The sequence below is a fragment of the Candidatus Pseudomonas auctus genome, from assembly GCF_048654275.1.
Classification (GTDB): Bacteria; Pseudomonadota; Gammaproteobacteria; order Pseudomonadales; family Pseudomonadaceae; genus Aquipseudomonas; species Aquipseudomonas pharyngis.
The window spans coordinates 47,369-68,201 of the sequence record NZ_JBJYZK010000021.1 but is presented as its reverse complement, the minus strand read 5'-3'; the positions used below and the strand labels follow the sequence as shown (position 1 = coordinate 68,201).

Sequence of the window (20,833 nt, the reverse complement as noted above, 5' to 3'; positions counted from 1 at the left end):
CCACTAGCGCTACGTAACGGTGGTGAATCACCCGAGTGACAAAAATCTGTCGCTCATCAGCCGCTACGCGTCCCTCCCCTTTAGCAGTACTTCGCCGTATGTCGCAAAGTGAGTGGAACTTTCCTCAAGCCTTTCTGTGCTCCCTAAAGCGCATAAAACAAAGGCTTTCGAGTGGAACAATGTGCTGGATTTAGCGAAGCGCATAAGTTTTTTTTGGCATAACCCTTATGAAAATTTTTTCTTAGCTACGCTTCAGGATGTTCTTAGCTCTGTTGTTACAGGCATGAAACGCTTTCTACTAAAAATATCGTCAATAAATTGGCGACAGCGAAACACCATCAGGACTCAGGGAGATGCACCCATGCGCGTACTAACCCCCCTCTGCAGCGCGGTTTTGCTGGCCATGGCTTGCACTTCCCAAGCCCAGGCCATGAACCTCACCGAAGCGATCCAGAGCACCATCGCTACCCACCCCGAACTGGCCTCGCGCGTGGATGCGCGCCTGTCGGCTGATGAACAGGTGAAGGTCGCCAAGGGCGGCTTCTATCCGTCGGTGGATCTGAACGCTGCTTACGGGCGCGGCTACAGCGACAACACCAACACCCGGGCCTTCGGTAACCACCACACCGAAATCCTCAATTACACCCAGTCCGAGCTGCGGCTGCGGCAAATGCTGTTCGACGGTTTCAACACCGCCAACGAAGTCGAGCGCACCAAGGGTGTTTCCAACTCGCGTGCCTATTACGCGCAAGGCACCGCCCAGGATCTGGCCCTGCGCACCATCGAGGTCTACCTCGAAGTGCTCAAGCGTCGCGAACTGGTGACCCTGGCCAAGAACAACCTGCAGGCGCACTTGCGGGTCAACGACCAGATCGGCCTGCGCACCGAGCGCGGGGTGGGCAGCACCGCCGACTCCGATCAATCGGTGGCCCGTAAGGCGCTGGCGCAGAACAACCTCGACACCGCCGAAGTCGATCTGGCCGACGCCGAATCCAACTTCTACAGCGTGGTCGGGCGCATGCCGGATGAGCTGGAAACCCCGGCCTCGACCCGCGGCGAATTGCCCGCCACCTTGCCTGAAGCCCAGCAGAGCATGGTCGAGAACAACCCGTACCTGAAATCTGCCCAGGCCGACGTGCAATCGGCCGAGAGTCAGTACGAAGTCGCCAAGTCGCCGTTCTACCCGCGCTTCGACGCGGAAGCCGCCGTCGGCGCCAACAACAACGTGCAGGGTGACGAGGGCCACGACAACGAATGGCGGGTCGGCGTGGTGATGAACTACAACCTGTTCCGTGGCGGTAGCGACAAGGCGCGACTGGCCTCCGATGCGCACCAGATCAACCAGGCGATGGACATCCGCAACAACGCCCTGCGCCAGCTCAACGAGAACATTCACCTGGCCTGGAACGCCATGCTCAACGCCAAGAAACAGACCCCGACCGCCCGCGAATACGCCGAAACCACCAAGCGTGTGCGCGCTGCGTATCAGGATCAGTTCGGCCTCGGTCAGCGCACCCTGCTGGACGTGCTCGACAGTGAAAACGAGCTGTACAACGCCAACCGTCGCTACACCGAAATCCGCTACACCGAGGAATACTCGATGTACCGCGTGCTGGCGAACATGGGCCAGTTGTTAAGCAAGCAGCGGGTGGTGCTGCCGGCCGATGCGATTGCTGCGACCGAGGTGAAAAACGAAGCGCGCTTGCCTGAACTGAAGTAGTCCCGATGATGTAGTGCCAGGGGAGCGATCAATATGACCAGCATGCAACCCGGTAACACCGGGATCGATCCGCGGCTGAGCTTCGATGACCCGTTGCTCGACGGTCTGTTGATCCTCTGCAAACTGCATGGCGCGACCGTCAGTCGCGCCAGCCTGAGCGCCGGGCTGCCCCTGGACAAACAACGCCTGAGCCTGGACCTGCTGCCCCGCGCCGCAGCCCGGGCCGGGTTGCAGGCGCGCTTGTTGCGCCGGGAACTCAAAGACATTTCACCACTGAACTTGCCGGTGCTGTTGCTGTTGGGCAACGGGCGTACCGCGGTGCTGCGGCGGTTTGCCGAAGACGGCAAGGCGCTGATCCTGCCCAGCGAAGCCGACGGCGGCGAGCAATGGGTCAGCCGTGAAGAGCTCACCGAACACTACAGCGGCCAGGCCTTGTTCGCCCGGCCACGGCATGAACTGGAAGACCTGCGTTCACCGCTGGTGCCACGGGTGCAGGCGTGGTTTCGCGACACCCTGAAGCTGTCGAAATGGCTGTACAGCGACGCGATCCTCGCCAGTTTCCTGATCAACCTGCTGGGCCTGATGGTGCCGCTGTTCGTCATGCAGACCTACGACCGCGTGGTGCCGAACCAGGCCACGTCGACCCTGTGGGTGCTGGCCATCGGGCTGCTGATCGGAACCGGTTTCGAACTGGTGCTGCGGGTGGTGCGCGCGCACCTGCTGGACACCGCCGGCAAGAAAACCGATGTGATCCTTTCTGCGACTTTATTCGAACGCATCACCGGCATGGCGATGAAGGCCCGGCCGGTGACCATCGGCGGCTTCGCCCAGAGCATTCATGACTTTCAGGGCCTGCGCGAATTCCTCACCGCCGTGACCCTGACCAGCCTGATCGACTTGCCCTTCGTGGTGTTGATGCTGGTGGTGATCGGCCTGCTCGGTGGCTGGCTGGTGGTGATTCCACTGCTGGCGTTTCCGATCACGATCGTGTTCGCGATGATCATTCAGGTCCGCCTGCGCGACACCGTGCAGAAAAGCCTGAGCCTCGGCGCCGAGCGTCAGGCGTTGCTGATCGAAACCCTCGGTGGCCTGGAAACCCTCAAGGCCTGCAGCGCCGAAAGCGAGCGCCAGCACAAATGGGAGAGCACCCACGGCGCCCTCACCCGCCTCGACAGCCACGCGCGTAATCTCTCGGCGCTGGCCACCAACGGCACGCTGTTCATCCAGCAGTTTTCGGGGATGGCGACAATTGTGGCCGGGGTCTACAGCATCATCGCCGGCAATCTCAGCGTCGGAGCGCTGGTGGCGACTTACATGCTCGGCAGTCGCGTGCTGGCGCCGCTGGGCCAGATCGCCGGGCTGATCACCCGCTACCAGCAAGCGCAACTGACCATGAAAAGCACCGATGCGCTGATGTCCCTGCCTCAGGAACGCGACGGCAAACAGCGGCCGCTGGAACGCACGCAACTGCAAGGTGCGCTGGACGCCAACGCGGTGACCTTCCACTACAACGGCCAGAACGCGCCGGCCCTGAGCAACGTCAGCTTCAGCGTCAGACCCGGCGAACGGATCGGCATCATCGGCCGCAGCGGCTCGGGCAAAAGCACCCTGGCGCGACTGGTGATGGGCTTCTACGAACCGGACGAAGGCCAGTTGCTGCTCGACGGCCTCGACCTGCGGCAACTGGATGTCGCCGACCTGCGCCAGCAGATCGGTTACGTCGCCCATGACCTGCCGCTGCTGGCCGGCAGCCTGCGCGACAACCTGACCCTCGGCGCCCGCTACATCAGCGATTCACGGATGCTCGAAGTGGCCGAACTGACCGGCGTTACCGAGCTCGCCCGCCAGCACCCGCAAGGCTTCGACCGGCCGGTGGGCGAGCGTGGGCAACTGCTTTCCGGTGGCCAGCGCCAAGCCGTGTTGCTGGCTCGGGCGCTGTTGCTCGACCCGCCGATCATGCTGCTCGACGAACCGACCAGCGCCATGGACAACAGCAGCGAAGACGTCCTGCGCCAGAAGCTGCACGGCTGGGTGCAGGGCAAAACCTTGTTGCTGGTCACCCACCGCACTTCAATGCTGAGCCTGGTGGACCGGTTGCTGGTGCTGGACAACGGCCGGATCGTCGCCGACGGTCCGAAAGAAGCGGTCATCGATGCGCTGCGCAAGGGCCGGGTCGGCTCGGCAGCGGTCTAGGAGTTGCCCCATGTCTGCTTCCTCCTCCTCAAAACCCCGCGGTTACTTCGACAGCTTCGGTAAAAGCGCCGAAGCCGAATTCATGCCGGAAACCGCCGGTGCTTCGCTGCAGGATTCGCCACGCTGGTCGCGCATCACCGTGTGGCTGGCGGCGGCGCTGCTGATCAGTGCGCTGGTCTGGGCCAAGTTCGCGGTGTTGCAGGAAGTGACCATGGGCGAAGGCAAGGCAATTCCGTCGAGCAAGGTCCAGGTGATCCAGAACCTCGAGGGCGGGATCGTCACCGAGATCTTCGTGCGTGAAGGGCAGATGGTCGACAAGGGCGACAAACTGCTGCGCCTGGACGACACGCGGTTTCTGTCGAACAAGGGTGAGAGCGAGGCCGATCGTTATGCCTTGACCGCGCAGGTCGAACGCTTGTCCGCCGAAGCAGAGGGCCGACCGTTCAAGCTGTCGGACGAAGTGATCGCCAAGGCGCCGCAAGTGGCCGAGGACGAGCGTTCGCTGTACGAACAACGGCAGCGGCGACTGGCCAGCGAACAGAGAACCCTCAGCGAACAGCTGCGGCAGAAGACTCAGGAGCTGGCGGAGTTTCGCTCGAAACAGGGGCAATACAGTTCGAGCCTGGCGCTGGTCAATCAGGAAATGAACATGTCCGAACCGCTGGTCAAGACCGGTGCCGTGTCGCCGGTGGAGATCTTGCGGCTCAAGCGCAGTACCGTGGAAATCCGCGGTTCCCTGAACGCCACGACCCTGGCCATTCCCCGCGCCGAATCGGCCATCGCCGAGATCCGCAGCAAGATCGACGAATCGGAACAGACCTTCCGCTCCGAAGCGGCCAAGGAGCTCAACGAGAAACGCACGGACCTGTCGAAAATCACCGCGTCGAGCATCGCCATCGACGACCGCGTCAGCCGCACCACCGTGACTTCGCCGGTGCATGGGGTGATCAAGCAGATGAAGGTCAACACCATCGGCGGCGTGGTGCAGCCGGGCAGTGACATGGTGGAAATCGTGCCGCTGGAAGACAACCTGCTGATCGAAGCCAAGGTCCGGCCGCAGGACGTTGCATTTCTGCATCCGGGCCAGAAAGCCATGGTCAAGTTCAGTGCCTACGACTACACGATCTACGGCGGGCTCAGCGCCAAGCTTGAGCTGATCGGCGCCGACACCATCACCGACGACAAGGGCAACAGCTTCTACCTGATCCAGGTGCGCACCGACAAAAACCATCTGGGCGGGGATGTGAAACCGCTGCTGATCATTCCGGGGATGGTGGCGACGGTGGACATCATTACCGGGGAGAAAAGTGTGCTGGATTACCTGCTAAAACCGGTACTCAAGGCCCGGACCGAGGCGATGCGCGAGCGCTAATTCTGCTCAACATTGTCGGTGATGTGACCATTGCAATCGCTAGCAGGCTAGCGATATGGCCAGTACGGACAGCTCCTATCTTTCGCCATGATTGCGCTGAAAGGTCTCCTCCCCCATCGCCGCAATCTGCCCCTCGATCAACGCCTCGAACGGCTTTAGCAACGGCTCGAAAGAGGCCGGCGCTTCCAAGGTCTGCAACGCCTGCACTATCGCCTCAATCGTCGACAACGCCCCCGGCCCCGGTGCCTTGCGCAGCCGATACCGGGAAACCCCGCCCTCGGCCAACGTCACCCGTGGCAACGCCGCCAGCAAGGGATTGAGGTGCAGCATCTTGCGCGCCTTGCGCCAGGTGCCGTCCGGCACCACCAGCAACATCGGTTCATCGGACGCGGCGTAAGCCTGCATCGGCTGCGCATCTTCCGCCGGGAACAGCAATCGCGCCCGATACCCCGGCCGGTTCAAAAGCGTCGGCAGATCCTCGAACACCTCGCCGACAATCAGCTCGGCATTGATCAAACCGAGCGCCGCCAGCCGTGCCGTGTTGAGCGCGTGATTGACCTCGCTCGGGTGCTGCAACAGCAACACCCGGGTGCGGCTGTCGAGGCTGGGGATCAGCGGGCACAGGCAATGAGTTTGTGGGCGCAGGCAGCGCGGGCATTGGGGTCTGGACATGTTCTTTATGCCTGATTGAGCTGCGCTTTGAGCAGATCGCGGAAGGTCTGGATCAGCGGTTCGCGGCTGCGGCCACGGCGCATGATCATGGAAAACGGCGCCTGATAACCGAAGGTCGCCGGCAGCAGCACCCGCAGGTCGCCCTTGTCGGCCCAGGCCTGGGCGTAGTGCTCCGGCAGGTAACCGATGTAGGCCCCGGACAGCACCAGAATCAGCTGCGCTTCCATACTTTCCACGGTAGCGGCGCTGTGTTTGAAACCGTGACGGGCCAGTTCGGCCTGGCTCCAGTAACCGCGTCCGACCATGCGTTGCTGGGTGATGACCTGTTCGGGAATCCGCCGTTCGTTGAACAGCGGGTGCCGGTTGCTGCAATACAGCCAGTGCTGCTCGCGGTACAGCGGCATGTACACCAGACCGCTCATGCGCGTGGAGAACGCGCCGATGGCCAGGTCGAGGCGGTTGTCCTGCACGCCGAGTTGCAGTTCATACGGGCTCATCACCGACAGATGCAAATGCACCGCCGGGTGTTCCTGGCTGTAGGCGCCGATGGCTTCGGCGAACGGCAAGGCCTTGTCGCTGACCGTGGAGTCGATCACCCCGAGGTTGAGGGTGCCGCGCAACTCGCCCTTGAGCGCGGCGGCGTATTGCTCGAAACCTTCAAGCTCCGCGAGCAGGCGCAGGGTTTCCTGATGGAACAGCTCGCCCTTGCTGGTCAGGCTGAAACCGCCGCGCCCGCGATGGCACAGCACCAGACCCAGCGCGGCTTCGAGCTGGCTCATGTAGGTGCTGATCGCCGAGGTCGACAGGTTGAGTTCCTGCTGCGCGTTGGCAAACCCCTGATGACGCACGACGCTGACGAAGATGCGCAACAGTTTCAGGTCGGGTAAAGCGTTGGCCATGTCTACTCCGGGGCTGGGAACTGTGTCGTCTGTTGGAACCACCCCTCACCCCAGCCCTCTCCCCAAGGGGAAGAGGGGGAAAGGGAGCCGATCTCCATGGCCTTCAAATTCTGCGTCTGTCCCAGATTCTATTAAGTTCGACTCGATATTTCAGGTCGATGAAGCTCCTGAGAACAACTCTATCGGCTCCCTCTCCCACCGGGAGAGGGCTGGGGTGAGGGCGGCGATGTTCAGCCGATCACAAACCCCAAGGCGCACAAAGTCTATCTCTACCCACATCATTAGTTTAGAAATTTCTGAACTAAGTATTTGCCCGTAGCGATTCTTCCGCCCCACTACATTTCGCAGAATCGGCCCACAGCGGTGCCCGTGACCTTGCGAATGCGGTGCGCCGACATAAATAAAACAAAGACGATGAGGCCCTACCCGTGGACAAGATTCTCCACCAACCACTGGGCGGCAACGAAATGCCGCGCTTCGGCGGCATCGCCACCATGCTCCGACTCCCCCATGTACCGACCGCTGCCGGTCTGGACGCCGCCTTCGTTGGCGTGCCGCTGGACATCGGTACTTCGCTGCGCCCCGGCACCCGCTTCGGGCCGCGTGACATCCGCACCGAATCGGTGATGATCCGCCCGTACAACATGGCCACCGGCGCTGCGCCGTTCGACTCGCTGTCGGTTGCCGACATCGGTGACGTGGCGATCAACACCTTCAACCTGCTCGACGCCGTGCGCATCATCGAAGAAGCCTACGACAACATCCTCGAGCACAACGTGATCCCGATGACCCTGGGTGGCGACCACACCATCACCCTGCCGATCCTGCGTGCCATCCACAAAAAGCACGGCAAGGTCGGTCTGGTGCACATCGACGCTCACGCTGATGTCAACGATCACATGTTCGGCGAGAAGATCGCCCACGGTACGACTTTCCGTCGTGCGGTCGAAGAAGGTCTTCTGGACTGCGACCGTGTGGTGCAGATCGGTCTGCGGGCGCAGGGTTACACCGCCGACGACTTCAACTGGAGCCGCGATCAGGGCTTCCGCGTCGTTCAGGCCGAAGAGTGCTGGCACAAGTCGCTGGCACCGCTGATGGCCGAAGTGCGCGAGAAAGTCGGTGGCGGCCCGGTGTACCTGAGCTTCGACATCGACGGCATCGACCCGGCCTGGGCGCCAGGCACCGGCACCCCGGAAATCGGTGGTCTGACGACCATTCAGGCGATTGAAATCGTTCGCGGCTGCCAGGGCCTCGACCTGATCGGCTGCGATCTGGTAGAAGTCTCGCCCGCTTATGACACCACCGGCAACACCTCGCTGCTGGCCGCCAACCTGCTGTACGAAATGCTCTGCGTACTGCCGGGCGTGGTCCACCGCTGAGGGTCGGGTCATGAACGAACGTGATCAGGTTCTGAAAGCGGCCGCCGATCTGGTGTCCGCCTTCGCCCGCAACGATCGCGAAGCCTACTTCGGCGCGTTCAGCGCCGATGCCAGCTTCGTGTTCTACACCCTCGAACAGCCCCTGCTGTCGCGCGATGCCTATCAGGCGTTGTGGGACAGCTGGCGTGCCGAGGATGGCTTCGAGGTGCTGTCCTGCATCTCGAGCAACGCCTTCGTCAGCCTGCAGGGTGACGTGGCGATTTTCATCCATGACGTGGCCACCGAGCTGCGCATGCAAGGGGAGCAACACTTCAGCCAGGAGCGCGAGACGATTGTTTTCAAGCAACAAGCGTCGAGCCTAGAACAACAAGGCCTTTGGCTGGCCTGTCACGAACATTTGTCCGCAATGCCGGAAGGGCTGCCATCCCCTTAGCCAAACAGGTGACGCCTCACACACGATGAGGCGCGCCTTTATGATCGGAGCAGATCATGAATAACAACAACAACGACCAAAGCCTTACGCAGATTGAAACCCACGGGGTCGAACAGATCCCGGACAACGAACGCACCGCCGGTCCCGTGGACTTGTTCCGCATGATCTTCGGCGGCGCGAATACTTTTGCCACCGCCGTGCTCGGCAGTTTCCCGGTGCTGTTCGGCTTGTCCTTTCAGGCGGGCGTCTGGGCAATTGTCTCGGGCGTGCTGCTTGGCTCGCTGATCCTTGCACCGATGGGCCTGTTCGGCCCGCTCAACGGCACAAACAATGCCGTGTCGTCCGGTGCGCATTTCGGCGTGCACGGGCGGATCGTCGGTTCGTTCCTGTCGCTGTTGACCGCCATCGCCTTCTTCTCGCTCTCGGTGTGGAGTTCGGGAGATGCGTTGATCGGTGGTGCGAAACGCCTGATCGGCCTGCCGGAAACCGACCTGACCCTGGGCCTGGCCTACGGTCTGTTCGCGATTCTGGTGCTGACCGTGTGCATCTACGGCTTCCGCTTCCTGCTGTGGGTGAACAAGGTCGCAGTGTGGAGCGCGAGCCTGCTGTTCCTGCTGGGCATCTTCGCTTTCGCCGGCCCGTTCGATTCGCACTACGCCGGCACCGTCAGCCTCGGCCAGCCGGGCTTCTGGGCCGCGTTCATCGGCGCCGCACTGGTGGCCATGAGCAACCCGATTTCCTTCGGCGCGTTCCTCGGCGACTGGGCCCGCTACATCCCGCGTGAAACTTCGCGTCAGCGGATCATGGCGGCGGTGGTGCTCTCGCAGATCGCCACCTTCATCCCGTTCCTGTTCGGCCTGACCACCGCGACCATTGTGGCGATCCAGGCGCCGGACTACATCGCGGCCAACAACTACGTCGGCGGTCTGCTGGCGGTATCGCCGAGCTGGTTCTTCCTGCCGGTGTGCCTGATTGCGGTGATCGGCGGCATGTCCACCGGCACCACATCGCTGTATGGCACCGGGCTGGACATGTCGAGCGTGTTCCCGCGTCTGCTTTCACGGGTCAAGGCGACGTTGCTGATCGGCGTGCTGTCGATTGCCTTCATCTTCATCGGGCGCTTTGCGGCGAATCTGGTGCAGAGCGTGTCGACCTTCGCGGTGCTGATCATCACCTGCACCACCCCGTGGATGGTGATCATGATCATCGGCCTGGTGGTGCGTCGCGGCTTCTACTGCCCGGACGACCTGCAAGTGTTCACGCGCGGCGAGCAAGGCGGACGCTACTGGTTCAGCCACGGCTGGAACTGGCGCGGCCTGGGTGCCTGGATCCCGAGCGCGGCGGTCGGCCTGTGCTTCGTCAATCTGCCGGGGCAGTTTGTCGGCCCGCTCGGTGAACTGGCCGGCGGCATCGACATCAGCCTGCTGGTGACCCTCGGTCTGGCCTCGGTGATGTACCTGATGCTGCTGAGCCTGTTCCCGGAACCGGCGCTGGTCTACGGCCCGAAGGATCCCCGCAGCAAAGGCGCCCATGCGCCGGCTGAAGCGGCGCTGCGTCAGGCTGCCTGATCAACCCTGTGGGAGCGGGCTTGCTCCCACAAGGGCAGCCTCATAGAACCAATTTGTTTCACCATAAAAAAGACAATCGGAGACACGCCATCATGGCTTTGGATTTATTCGTCGTCCTCATCTACGCCGCCGGCATGCTCTTGCTCGGCTACTTCGGCATGCGCAAGGCCAAGACCAACGAGGACTTCCTGGTCGCTGGGCGTAACCTCGGCCCGAGCCTGTACATGGGCACCATGGCGGCGACCGTTCTCGGCGGCGCGTCCACCGTCGGCACCGTGCGTCTGGGCTACGTGCACGGCATTTCCGGTTTCTGGCTGTGCGCGGCACTGGGTTGCGGCATCGTGGCGCTGAACCTGTTCCTGGCCAAGCCGCTGCTGAAACTGAAGATCTACACCGTTACCCAGGTCCTGGAAAAACGCTATAACCCGATGGCCCGCTCGGCGAGCGCGGCGATCATGCTGGCCTACGCGCTGATGATCGGCGTGACCTCGATCCTCGCCATCGGCACCGTGCTGCAAGTGCTGTTCGGCCTGCCGTTCTGGATCTCGGTACTGCTCGGCGGTGGCGTGGTGGTGATCTACTCGGCCATCGGCGGCATGTGGTCGCTGACCCTGACCGACATCGTCCAGTTCATCATCAAGACCGTCGGCCTGATGTTCATCCTCCTGCCAATCTGCCTGTACCGCGTCGGCGGCTGGGACGAACTGGTGCTGAAACTGCCGGCCACCGCCTTCAGCTTCACCACTATCGGCTGGGACACGATCATCACCTACTTCATGATCTACTTCTTCGGCATCCTGATCGGTCAGGACATCTGGCAACGGGTGTTCACCGTCAAGAACGAAAAAGTGGCTCAGTACGCCGGTAGCTTCGCAGGCATCTACTGCATCCTTTACGGTCTGGCCTGTGCCCTGATCGGCATGGCGGCGCACGTGCTGATCCCGGATCTGGACAACGTCAACAACGCCTTCGCCGCGATCGTCAAACTGTCGCTGCCGGATGGCATTCGTGGCCTGGTGATCGCCGCTGCCCTGGCCGCGATGATGTCCACCGCCAGCGCCGGCCTGCTCGCCGCTGCCACCACCCTGACCGAAGACCTGCTGCCGAAACTGCGTGGCGGCAAACAGTCGAGCCTGGGGGTGAACCGTCTGTTCACCCTGCTGACCGGTGTCGTGGTGCTGGGCATCGCGCTGGTGGTCAACGACGTGATCAGCGCCCTGACCCTCGCGTACAACCTGTTGGTGGGCGGCATGCTGATCCCGCTGATCGGTGCGATCTTCTGGAAACGCGCGACCACCGCCGGCGCTATCGCCAGCATGGGCCTGGGTTTCGCCACCGCCCTGCTGTTCATGTTCAAGGACGGTCTGGATGCCAACACGCCGATCTACTACAGCCTGGCTGTGGGTCTGGTGAGTTTTGTGGTGGTCAGCCTGATGTCCCGTCGCCCAAACGTGGTGGCGAGCGCAATCTAAGCTGAACACAACGACTTGATGCTTTCTTCGGCGGGTGTGGCGTCGGTTGCCACACCCGTTTTTTTCGTCTGGAGAAAATGCTTGATGAAGATTGTTTCTCGCGATCAGTGGTTCGAAGTGCAAAGCCTGAGCGACGGCATTCGGCTGATTCACGAGCCGTTCATCCGCCCCTTCTACCGCTGCAACCTGTGGCACGTTCAGGGGCGGGACAAGGATCTGTTGCTCGACAGCGGTTCCGGGCTGGTCAGCCTGCGCGAGCAACTGCCGTGGCTGACCGAGCGGCCGCTGGTGGCGGTGGCCAGTCATTGCCATTTCGACCACATCGCCGGGCATCATGAATTTGCCGAACGACTGGTGCATCCCGCCGAGGCGAACATTCTGGCAGCGCCGGATGGCGAGAACGATCTGAGCCGGGCCTTCGTCGGCGACGACATGTTCGAAGCGCACCCGGATTGCCCGTTGTGCTACGCCGAATATCGGGTCAAGGCGGCGCCGGCCACTGGTTTTGTCGAGGACGGCGATGTGCTGGACCTGGGCAATCGCACGCTGCAGGTGCTGCACACGCCGGGGCATTCACCGGGCGGGATCAGCCTCTACGAAGCGGCCAGCGAAACCCTGTTCAGCGGCGACATCATTTACGACGGGCCGTTGATCGAAGACGCCTACCATTCCAACCTCGACGACTACGCCGCCAGCCTGCGGCGCTTGCAGGGGCTGAAGATCCGCACGGTGCATGGCGGGCACTTCGGCAGTTTTTCCGGGGCGCATTTGCGCGGGATGATTGACGAATGGTTGCGCCGGCACGCCTGAGGCCTGCTGTACTTCAGTCAGATCAACCACAATAAATATCTGCCATGAGAAGAGCTGCCGTGCGTGCTGCCGTGCACCGCTTCATCCTGCGCCTGCTGGAAAATCGTGAATTCGACGACCACACCAGCCTTGCGCAACTGGGGCTGGAAAAAGCGGATATCGAGGATCTGATCTTCCATCTGGAAGATGAATTCGGACTGACGGCCTTCACCGCCGAAGAGGACCGGATGCTCAAGACTGCGAAAACCGTGAATGACCTGAGCCGGTTTCTGATGGAAATCGGGCGTCACTGAAAACAAAAGATCGCACCCGCCCGCCACTCCATGGAGCGACGGCCGGGTGCGATCTTTTGGCGTTTAAATCCTTTGATCCTTCAAAGCGGGGCATTACCGCCGACGTGGCTGACGCCGACGCTGTTCGTCATCGGTGCGAATCGGGACCGGTTGCAGAGGCGGTTCGATCAAGCCGAGGGCAACACCCAAATCGTGCAGCCAGTTTTGAATTTTCTCTTTCATCGTCATGCCCCCTTCAGGGTGGTGCTGAGCGTCCGGAATTCTGAGGCCGCTTCGCACTGATAATAGTCCGAAGTCCTACGCAATGCTCGGCCAAATCCGCAATGATCTGTTACTGAATTGATCCAAATCCCTGACCGTTCGTTCAAGCCGTTTCGCGCACATCCTCGCCAGCCACGGGATAGAGCGCCTGCTGCTGTTCAATCCACGCGTTGAGGTTGGCACCGACCATGCCCCGACGCCACATGAGCCATGTTGTCGCACTGGCAAAAGGCTCGGCCAGCGGATGCACCGCCACGCTTTCGCGCCCCGGCAGGCTGGCGAGCATCGACTCCGACATCAGCGCCACACCGCTGCCGGCAATCACACAGGCGAGCATGCCCTGATAGGACTCGATCTCCATCGCCCGACCCATCGCCGCCTGATAGTGGGCGAACCACGCTTCCAGCCGTGCGCGATAGGCGCAGCCATGACGAAAGGTGAACACTGCGCGCCCTTCCACATCCTTGGCGCTGCGCACCGGCGGGTGATCGGCCTCGCTGATCAGCACCAGTCGCTCGTTGCACAACGGCACACCGTCGATCCCGGCCAGTTGCGGCGGGCCGTCCACCAGCGCGGCGTCGAGGCGCCCGGTGAGCAGGCCTTCGAGCAACTCGCCACTGGGCCCGGACTGCACCTGAAGATTCACCGCCGGATATTGCTTGTGATAGCGCGCGAGCAGCGCCGGCAAATGGATCGCGGCGGTGCTGTAGAGCGTGCCGAGCACGAAATCCCCCGCCGGTTGCCCGCCCATCACCGCCGCGCAGGCCTGATCGCGCAGGGCGAACAGTTTGCCGGTGTAGTCCAGCAGGACTTTTCCCGCAGGCGACAACTGCAAACGCTGACGCTCACGGACGAACAGTTCGACGCCCAGTTGCTCCTCCAGCTGTTTAAGCCGGGTCGACAGGTTCGACGGCACGCGATGCAAACGTTCGGCGGCGCGGGTGATCGAGCCCTCTTCCGCAACGGCCTGGAAGATCCGCAATTGGCTGAACTCCACAACCTTTCTCCTGAACAGAACAAGTTACTCACTATTATTCAATTTTAAAGAAAGTCAATCAGTCCTAGCCTGACGGTCATTGAACCTCCAACGGAATTCAGACCATGTCACCGCTGATTCGCTTATCCGCCTGTTTCGTTGCCCTGATGATGGCCATGGGCATCGGGCGTTTCGCCCTCACCCCGCAACTGCCGCACCTGCTCAGTGAAGGGCAGATCGACCTGACCGCCGCCGGTCTGATTGCGGCGGCCAACTACCTCGGCTATCTGCTCGGTGCGGTGGATGCGATGTTTTCCCGGCGGCCGGATCAGGTGCAGCGGCGCCTGCATGGTGGCTTGTGGTTGTGTGTGTTGCTGACACTGGCGTCGTTCTGGGCCAACGGTTTCTGGTCGCATCTGTTGCTGCGGTTCGGCACCGGAGTGGCCAGCGCCTGGGTGCTGGTGATGATTACTGCATTGAGTCAGCCGCTGGCTGCGGCGGCGGGTCGCCCACGGTTGGGGGCGCTGGTATTTGCCGGGCCGGGGTTGGGGATTTTTCTGACTGGGCTGTTGGCGCTGTTCTCACATCTGGCGCAGCAGACTTCCGCCACCCTGTGGCTGATCTATGCCGCCGTGGCGCTGGTGATGTTGCTGGGGATCGTGCGGATCCTGCCACAACCGGGTGTCGGCGTGCCGGCCGCGCCGACTGCGGTCGGTTCGTCAAATCGTGGCATTGGACGTTTGGCGGTGGTGTATGCCTTGTACGGCGTGGGCTACATCATTCCGGCCACGTTTCTGTCGCAAATGGCCAACGCGCAGTTTCACGGGCAATGGCAGGCGGATCTGTTCTGGCCGTGCTTCGGCCTTGGCGCTGCGATTGGTGTGCTGCTGGTGAGTTTGCGTCGGCACGATCCGGAAACCACCCGGCACTGGTTGATGGCGACGTTGTGGCTGCAGGCTGCCGGGGTGTTCGCTTGTCTGCTGGGCAGTGGCCCTGGTCTGGCGCTGGGCGTGATCCTGTGCGGCACGCCGTTCCTGGCCTGCATGCAACTGGTGATGCAACGCTCCCGGGAACTGGCGCCCCACGCCACCCAGCGCAACGCCGGCCTGCTCACCGCGTGCTTCGCCGTCGGCCAGCTCAGCGGGCCGTTGCTGGCGGCGGTCAGCAGCCATTTCAGCGGCGGCCTGCAACCGGCGCTGGTGATCGCCGGCAGCGGCCTGCTGATTGCCGGCGGTCTGGCGTGCAAATCCGTTACGGCTGGCCGAGGGCTTTGCGCAAACGCCGACGCACCCACTGTTCCGCGCTGACGAAGGTGATGCCGAGCAACACCAGCACGGCACCGATGATGAAATTCAGGCTGAGTTCTTCGCCGAGCAGCACCACGCCGAAGGTCACGCCAAACAACGGCGTCATGAAGGAAAACACCGCAAGGTTGGCCGCCAGATAACGGCGCAGCAGCCAGAACCAGGTCAGGTAACTGAAGAACGACACCACCAGCCCCTGGAACAGCACGCTGCCCACCGCCACGGCGCTCAGGCTGACGTGGGTGATCTGGCCGCTGAGCAGCGCGATCAGCAACAGGCCGATGAAGCCGACGATCAGTTGATAGAACAGGGTCAGGGTCACCGGCGCCTCCGACAGACGCGAAGCGCGCACCACCACGGTGGTCGCGCCCCAACTGGCACCGGCCAGCACGCCGAGGGCATCGCCCATCAACATGCGGCGGTCGAGGTTGTCCCACGACACGCCGCCGGCAAACGCAACGGCAATCCCGACGAACGCCATGAAGATCCCCAGCCATTGCACCGGTCTTAGACGCTCGCTCGGCAACAGAAAATGCACGCCCAGCGCAGTGAAGATCGGCGCGGTGTAGAGGAACACCGACATGTGCGCCGCCGTGGTCAACTGCAAGCCTTCGGAGATGAACAGGAACTCCAGACCGAACAAGGCACCGGCCAGCAAGCCGCCGCGCCAGGTAGCACCGACCTGATCCCAGCCACCCTTCCAGCAGATGAGCAGTCCTACCAGCAACGCGGAAATTCCCGACCGCCCCGCCGCCTGCATCACCGGCGCAATGTCGGTCGCCGCCCACTTGATCATCACCTGCTGCACGCCCCAGATCAGGCACAGGCCGATCATCACTTGCAGGGCAAACCCGTCGGCACTGCGCCGACTGACGCTCACCTCGACACCTCGAACACACACGACATGGCAGTTTTTCCAATGGTCAAACAAAGCCCCGGCTCTTTGTCCGGGGCGAAAAATAGTGAGTGGATTATTAACCAGTCAGCCAGAAAAAGCCGTCTGGAAAAGACATTTCATGCTCCTGCAACGTCAGTGGTGATTGGCTGACGGCTATGCCGTCAATCGCGAGCAGGCTCGCTCCCACAGGGAAACGCGATCCCATGTGGGAGCGAGCCTGCTCGCGATTGACGCCAGTTCAGGCAACAAACATTATCCGGCGGATCGATCAAGCCTTCTGGCCACTCCCCATCCCACCGTACAGGCCAGCGCCGTGGCGAATGTCCCCCAGGCCCAATCCATCAGCGACACCTGCGCCGACCAGCCGCGCAATGTCGCCCAGTTGGTCAGGTCATAAGTGCCATAGGCCACCAGCCCGAGCAGCGCGCCCATCCGGGCGGCGCGTTGCCAGGTTATCGACGGCAGCACCACAAACACCACACAGCCGAAAACGTACAGGCAATAAAAAACCGCTGCCGGCACCAGCAACGGTTTTTCGAGCATCAGCGAACCGAGCAGTTCGCGATAGGTCGGCGCCATCAACACGCCGAGCCAGAGCCCGTCGAGCAGAAGAAACGCCAGCAGTGTGGCAACGTAGGCAATCAACGCTTTTTTCATCTGCCGATCTCAAGTAAGCCCATGCAACATGGGCCACGCAAGACTCAGGTTAGTTCAATGCGATCGGCATGAATGACGATCTGACCGTTCTTGTACAACGAACCGATGGCCTTCTTGAAATTGCCCTTGCTGACACCGAACAGGCTGCTGATCAGCGCCGGATCGCTCTTGTCGCTGACGGCCAGGGTGCCATCGTTCTCGCGCAACTTGGCGAGGATCTTCGAGTTCAGGCTGCTGGCCGCTTCCTGCCCTACCGGTTGCAGACTCAGGCTGATCTTGCCGTCGGCGCGTACTTCCTTGATGAAGCCTTTCTCGCGCATGCCGGCCCGCATGAACTTGAAGATTTCGTTCTTGTGAATCAGACCCCAGTGCTTGTTGTTGATGATCGCCTTGAAGCCCATGTCGGTGGCTTCGGCGACCAGCAGATCAACTTCCTGCCCAGCGCTATAGTTGGCCAGGGTCTTGTCCAGATAACGATCCAGGCGCGCGGTGGCGGTGATGCGGCGGGTGTGCTTGTCGAGGTAGACGTGCACCACGCAGTACTCGCCGGCGGTCATCTGGCGTTTTTCTTCGGAGTAAGGCAGCAGCAGATCCTTCGGCAGGCCCCAATCGAGGAACACGCCGATGCTGTTGACTTCAACAACTTTCAAACTGGCAAATTCACCGACCTGAACTTTTGGTTTTTCAGTGGTGGCAATAAGTTTGTCATCGCTGTCCAGATAAATGAAAACATTGAGCCAGTCTTCATCTTCGCTGGGAATATCTTTAGGGATATAACGGTTGGGCAAAAGAATTTCGCCGTCGGCACCGCCGTCCAGATATAAACCGAAGTTAGTGTGTTTAACCACTTGCAAACTGTTGTAACGCCCGACTAAAGCCATTTCCAATACCCTCATTGCGTGGGCGGCATTCTACCCGGTTTTGCCGTGCTGGTTGGCCGTCCGATCGGCCGGCCGCGCGAAAATCTGTGGGAAGCCTTGATTTTCCTGGATTTCGCGTTGGATGGGCGCCGCTCGTCAGGCCAGCGTGACGGCTTTCACGCGATCCCGACAGCGCCGAACATCATGGAATCGCCTAAAGGTTGTTATTTAAAACAGCAGGTTAGCGGGATATTTCGAATAATTAATCACGAATAATCCACCCGCCCACTGGGTTATTCCGGAGGATATTTACCAAGCAATTGTCAAGTTATTCCTGTACGATGCCTGGCCGAGTTACTTTTCTACAGGTTAATGGCCGCCATGCGTGTAAAAGCATCCTCCAGCAAAGCAAAGCCAGCTCCAGCCGTTGAAACCAGCGAATCGATCAACGATCAGATCGCGGCATTCCTCAAGTCCGGCGGCGAAATCCAGCAAATTGCCAAGGGCGTCAGCGGCCAGACGTTCGGCCCGTCCAAGCAGATCAGCCTGGGCAAGAAGTAACACCCCCGCAGCACACCAGTCCAAAGGCGCTTTGAGCTTCGAAGCGTCTGGACCGGATCCCTCGCAAGACCTCTCTCGCGTTTAATCAAACCTACAAAACAGCAGAAATCGACGAACGGCCCTCGATGCCGATCATTCGCCGGTATCCTTGCACGCGTCTGGATCAAGCGTTTCAGCAGGCTTTATCGCCCTGCGCTCGCTGCTCAAGGAGTGACGCATGCTCAAATCATCCTGTTTATTGCTTGTAGGCCTACTGGCGAGCACGGCCGCGCACGCGCAGATTTTCCAGCGTGAACTCGGTGACTTCGACCTCAAGCTCGGCACCACGCCCAGCCGCAGCATGGCCCAGGGGCTGGTCAAACCTTCGGCAGTCGGCTCGTTCCACGGCGGCCTGGATCTTAGCCATGACAGCGGCCTGTATGTAGGCCAGTACGCCCCGAGCATGGGCCTCACGCCGGGGAAAAATCTCGAAATCGACTCCTACGTCGGCTTTAAACAACCTTTCGATCAGACCCTCGGCTACGAAGTCGGGATGATCCATTACAGTTATCCCAAGGTCGACACCCTCGACAGCCAGGAACTGTTCGGTGGCCTGACCCTGCTCGGCAGCCGGATCGGCATCGCCCTGAGCAACGATCCGGATAAACAGAACAACACCTTGTTTGCCGACCTGGGCGGCAATCAGCCGTTCGGCATCGGGATCAGCATGAAATACACCACCCATCAGCTCAACACGCCGGTCTCGGTGGACGGGGGTTATGTCAGCAGTTTTACCGATTGGTCGGTGAAACTTTCCCGGCCGTTCATGGGCATCGATCTCGACCTGATCTACAGCAATTCGAGCCTCAGCGGCAGCGATTGCTCGGCCTATTCCGGGCATAACAGTCAGTGTGACGGGCTGGTCACGCTCAAGGCCGAACGCCCGTTCTTTTGATGGGCTGAACTGCCGGGGCCATCCTGTGTTCACATGAGAATCAGACCCTCAAGGCTGGCTTTCGCAAGGACTCGCCCATGTCTAGCTGGTTCAAACGCATCGCGATTCTACTGATCCTGACCCTTGCCCTCGGCGCCTGCAGCCGTGTCGGCCTGGCTTATCGCAATCTTGACGTGATCATTCCGTGGACGCTCAGCGACTACCTGGACATGAACGGCGAGCAGAAGGACTGGTTCAACGAGCGACTCAAGGAACACTTGAACTGGCATTGCACCACGCAATTGCCGGGTTATCTCGATTGGCTGGATCGCCTGCAAACCATGGTCGAGACCAATCAGGTCACCGACGCCGCGCTCCAGGCCCGCACCGCAGAAGCCAAGCAGGCGATCGCCGAAACCGCCCGGGAAATCACCCCGTCGGCGATTGAGTTGCTGCAAGGGCTGGATGATCGGCAGGTCGCTGAAATGAACGACGCCTTTGCCAAGGATCTGCAAAAGCGCCAGCAGGAATACCTCAAGCCACCACTGGCGCAGCAGATTGCCGAACGAGGCGCGCGCATGGACAAGCGTCTCAACGATTGGATCGGCCCGTTGAGCGCCAAGCAGGAACAGCGCGTGATGGCCTGGTCGACTTCCCTGGGCGATCAGAACACCCAATGGATCGCCAACCGTGCCCACTGGCAGAAGCAGTTCAGCGCGGCAGTCGCGCAACGCAAAAGTCCTGAATTCCCACAACGGATCGAGACCCTTCTGGTCAATCGCGAGCGTTTATGGACCCCGGATTACCAAAAGGCCTACGCCAATACCGAGGCGCAGGCCCGTTCGCTGTTCGTCGATCTGATGGCAGAGAGCACGCCGCAGCAAAGGCAGCGCCTGTTGAAAAAAATCGAGGGGGTGCGCAAGGACTTCAATGATTTGAAGTGCCTGAAGGCTGCGCAAAAAAGCTGAGATCACTGAAAAACCCATGTGGGAGCGAGCAAAATCGCTCCCACATTTTTTTGTGCAAAGCCTCAGGCAATCTGCGCCTTGGAGGCCACCTCATCAAATGTCAGCTCATCCAGCGCATCTTCCTGCTCATCGAGCACCTGACGCGGATGATCGTTGCCGGGAATGCTGCTGTCGATCAGGCTCAACAGGCTGGAACCACGCGGGGTCAGGCTGAAGTTGTTGCCGGTACTGCCTTCATCTTCGCCACGGGGCTCGATGTAGCCGCGCTCCAGCAGCAGCTTTTCGTAGTCGCAGGCGAGTGTTTTCAGGTGATCCAGATTCTCGATCGGCTCGCCCGCCGCCGCTTTTTCTGCCGCATAGTCTTCGGCGAATGACCGTGGCGCGAAGCTGTGGCCCGCGCCGTTCTGCACTTCATGCAGCAGGCGCTCAATCAAATCCCAGTTATAAGTCGTCATCCTGATTCAACCTCCGGTGCGCGTGATTTTTTGGCGCGTTCACAGGTTGTGACCGGAGCGCTGCGTCAGCGTTCAGGATTATTCCGCGCCCCGACCGACCGGCGGTCTGTCGATTTCCCGGGGTGTTGAACGACTAGTCTGAGACAGACGGTTTCAACCCCGCAGGAGA

The 20,833-nt window shown here is 61.0% G+C and carries 21 protein-coding genes; 13 read left to right on the top strand and 8 right to left on the bottom strand.

Features of this window, described 5'->3' with window-relative positions; genetic code table 11:
- Positions 1-361 precede the first annotated feature (361 nt).
- Genes ACKUG4_RS27260 through ACKUG4_RS27250 form a run of 3 tightly spaced genes read left to right on the top strand, consistent with a single transcriptional unit; the run spans position 362 to position 5,285 of the window.
- On the top strand, positions 362-1,720 hold the full coding sequence (locus ACKUG4_RS27260) for a TolC family outer membrane protein (RefSeq protein WP_064383226.1): 1,359 nt from the start codon (positions 362-364) through the stop codon (positions 1,718-1,720).
- Between the two features lie 33 nt (positions 1,721-1,753).
- Positions 1,754-3,913 (top strand): type I secretion system permease/ATPase, encoded by a 2,160-nt coding sequence (locus ACKUG4_RS27255; protein ID WP_445435219.1) that lies wholly within the window; start codon positions 1,754-1,756, stop codon positions 3,911-3,913.
- A gap of 10 nt (positions 3,914-3,923) precedes the next feature.
- Complete coding sequence (locus tag ACKUG4_RS27250) at positions 3,924-5,285, top strand: HlyD family type I secretion periplasmic adaptor subunit (protein WP_445435218.1); 1,362 nt, start codon at positions 3,924-3,926, stop codon at positions 5,283-5,285.
- Positions 5,286-5,360: 75 nt separating this feature from the next.
- Here the strand turns inward: ACKUG4_RS27250 and ACKUG4_RS27245 are convergent, their stop codons facing one another.
- Complete coding sequence (locus tag ACKUG4_RS27245; RefSeq protein WP_445435217.1) at positions 5,361-5,957, bottom strand: tRNA-uridine aminocarboxypropyltransferase; 597 nt, start codon at positions 5,955-5,957, stop codon at positions 5,361-5,363.
- Between the two features lie 5 nt (positions 5,958-5,962).
- On the bottom strand, positions 5,963-6,856 hold the full coding sequence (locus tag ACKUG4_RS27240; RefSeq protein ID WP_039772530.1) for a LysR family transcriptional regulator: 894 nt from the start codon (positions 6,854-6,856) through the stop codon (positions 5,963-5,965).
- Between the two features lie 428 nt (positions 6,857-7,284).
- On the opposite strand from ACKUG4_RS27240, the gene speB reads away from it, so the two are divergent.
- From speB to ACKUG4_RS27210, 6 genes are all read left to right on the top strand, one after another.
- Positions 7,285-8,235 (top strand): agmatinase, encoded by a 951-nt coding sequence (gene speB, locus ACKUG4_RS27235; protein WP_003222717.1) that lies wholly within the window; start codon positions 7,285-7,287, stop codon positions 8,233-8,235.
- Between the two features lie 10 nt (positions 8,236-8,245).
- Positions 8,246-8,668, top strand: a complete 423-nt coding sequence (locus ACKUG4_RS27230; protein ID WP_445435216.1) for a YybH family protein — start codon at positions 8,246-8,248, stop codon at positions 8,666-8,668.
- Positions 8,669-8,724: 56 nt separating this feature from the next.
- A complete protein-coding gene (locus ACKUG4_RS27225) occupies positions 8,725-10,236 on the top strand; it encodes a purine-cytosine permease family protein (RefSeq protein WP_064594245.1) in 1,512 nt (503 codons plus the stop codon).
- Between the two features lie 92 nt (positions 10,237-10,328).
- Positions 10,329-11,708 (top strand): sodium:solute symporter family protein, encoded by a 1,380-nt coding sequence (locus ACKUG4_RS27220; RefSeq protein ID WP_039772536.1) that lies wholly within the window; start codon positions 10,329-10,331, stop codon positions 11,706-11,708.
- A gap of 84 nt (positions 11,709-11,792) precedes the next feature.
- Positions 11,793-12,518, top strand: a complete 726-nt coding sequence (locus ACKUG4_RS27215) for an MBL fold metallo-hydrolase (RefSeq protein WP_445435215.1) — start codon at positions 11,793-11,795, stop codon at positions 12,516-12,518.
- A 44-nt stretch (positions 12,519-12,562) separates the two neighbouring features.
- Complete coding sequence (locus tag ACKUG4_RS27210; RefSeq protein ID WP_039772540.1) at positions 12,563-12,811, top strand: phosphopantetheine-containing protein; 249 nt, start codon at positions 12,563-12,565, stop codon at positions 12,809-12,811.
- A 93-nt stretch (positions 12,812-12,904) separates the two neighbouring features.
- Here ACKUG4_RS27210 and ACKUG4_RS27205 read toward each other — a convergent pair whose 3' ends face one another.
- Together ACKUG4_RS27205 and ptrR are read right to left on the bottom strand one after the other, a co-directional pair.
- Positions 12,905-13,033, bottom strand: coding sequence for a PA1414 family protein (locus tag ACKUG4_RS27205; protein WP_003184145.1), 129 nt, complete (start codon positions 13,031-13,033; stop codon positions 12,905-12,907).
- A gap of 142 nt (positions 13,034-13,175) precedes the next feature.
- Complete coding sequence (ptrR, locus tag ACKUG4_RS27200; protein ID WP_074691146.1) at positions 13,176-14,069, bottom strand: putrescine utilization regulator PtrR; 894 nt, start codon at positions 14,067-14,069, stop codon at positions 13,176-13,178.
- Positions 14,070-14,173: 104 nt separating this feature from the next.
- Here ptrR and ACKUG4_RS27195 point away from each other — a divergent pair, with 104 nt between their 5' ends.
- Positions 14,174-15,355, top strand: coding sequence for an MFS transporter (locus ACKUG4_RS27195; RefSeq protein WP_445435214.1), 1,182 nt, complete (start codon positions 14,174-14,176; stop codon positions 15,353-15,355).
- Here the strand turns inward: ACKUG4_RS27195 and ACKUG4_RS27190 are convergent.
- From ACKUG4_RS27190 to ACKUG4_RS27180, 3 genes are all read right to left on the bottom strand, one after another.
- A complete protein-coding gene (locus tag ACKUG4_RS27190; protein WP_445435213.1) occupies positions 15,300-16,232 on the bottom strand; it encodes a DMT family transporter in 933 nt (310 codons plus the stop codon). The genes ACKUG4_RS27195 and ACKUG4_RS27190 overlap by 56 nt on opposite strands.
- A 270-nt stretch (positions 16,233-16,502) precedes the next feature.
- The gene (locus tag ACKUG4_RS27185; RefSeq protein WP_445435212.1) at positions 16,503-16,907 is read right to left on the bottom strand and encodes a DUF2177 family protein; all 405 of its coding nucleotides are present in this window, start codon (positions 16,905-16,907) and stop codon (positions 16,503-16,505) included.
- Between the two features lie 44 nt (positions 16,908-16,951).
- Positions 16,952-17,788, bottom strand: coding sequence for a CvfB family protein (locus ACKUG4_RS27180; RefSeq protein ID WP_445435211.1), 837 nt, complete (start codon positions 17,786-17,788; stop codon positions 16,952-16,954).
- Between the two features lie 351 nt (positions 17,789-18,139).
- On the opposite strand from ACKUG4_RS27180, the gene ACKUG4_RS27175 reads away from it, so the two are divergent.
- The 3 genes from ACKUG4_RS27175 to ACKUG4_RS27165 all read left to right on the top strand — a co-directional run bounded on the left by ACKUG4_RS27175 (position 18,140) and on the right by ACKUG4_RS27165 (position 20,209).
- The gene (locus ACKUG4_RS27175; RefSeq protein WP_170844885.1) at positions 18,140-18,328 is read left to right on the top strand and encodes a PFL_1563 family small protein; all 189 of its coding nucleotides are present in this window, start codon (positions 18,140-18,142) and stop codon (positions 18,326-18,328) included.
- 217 nt (positions 18,329-18,545) lie between these two features.
- Positions 18,546-19,262, top strand: coding sequence for a TorF family putative porin (locus tag ACKUG4_RS27170; protein ID WP_039772546.1), 717 nt, complete (start codon positions 18,546-18,548; stop codon positions 19,260-19,262).
- Positions 19,263-19,339: 77 nt separating this feature from the next.
- Complete coding sequence (locus tag ACKUG4_RS27165) at positions 19,340-20,209, top strand: DUF6279 family lipoprotein (protein ID WP_445435210.1); 870 nt, start codon at positions 19,340-19,342, stop codon at positions 20,207-20,209.
- A 62-nt stretch (positions 20,210-20,271) separates the two neighbouring features.
- Here ACKUG4_RS27165 and ACKUG4_RS27160 read toward each other — a convergent pair whose 3' ends face one another.
- Positions 20,272-20,664 (bottom strand): hypothetical protein, encoded by a 393-nt coding sequence (locus tag ACKUG4_RS27160; protein ID WP_039772548.1) that lies wholly within the window; start codon positions 20,662-20,664, stop codon positions 20,272-20,274.
- Positions 20,665-20,833: the final 169 nt, after the last annotated feature.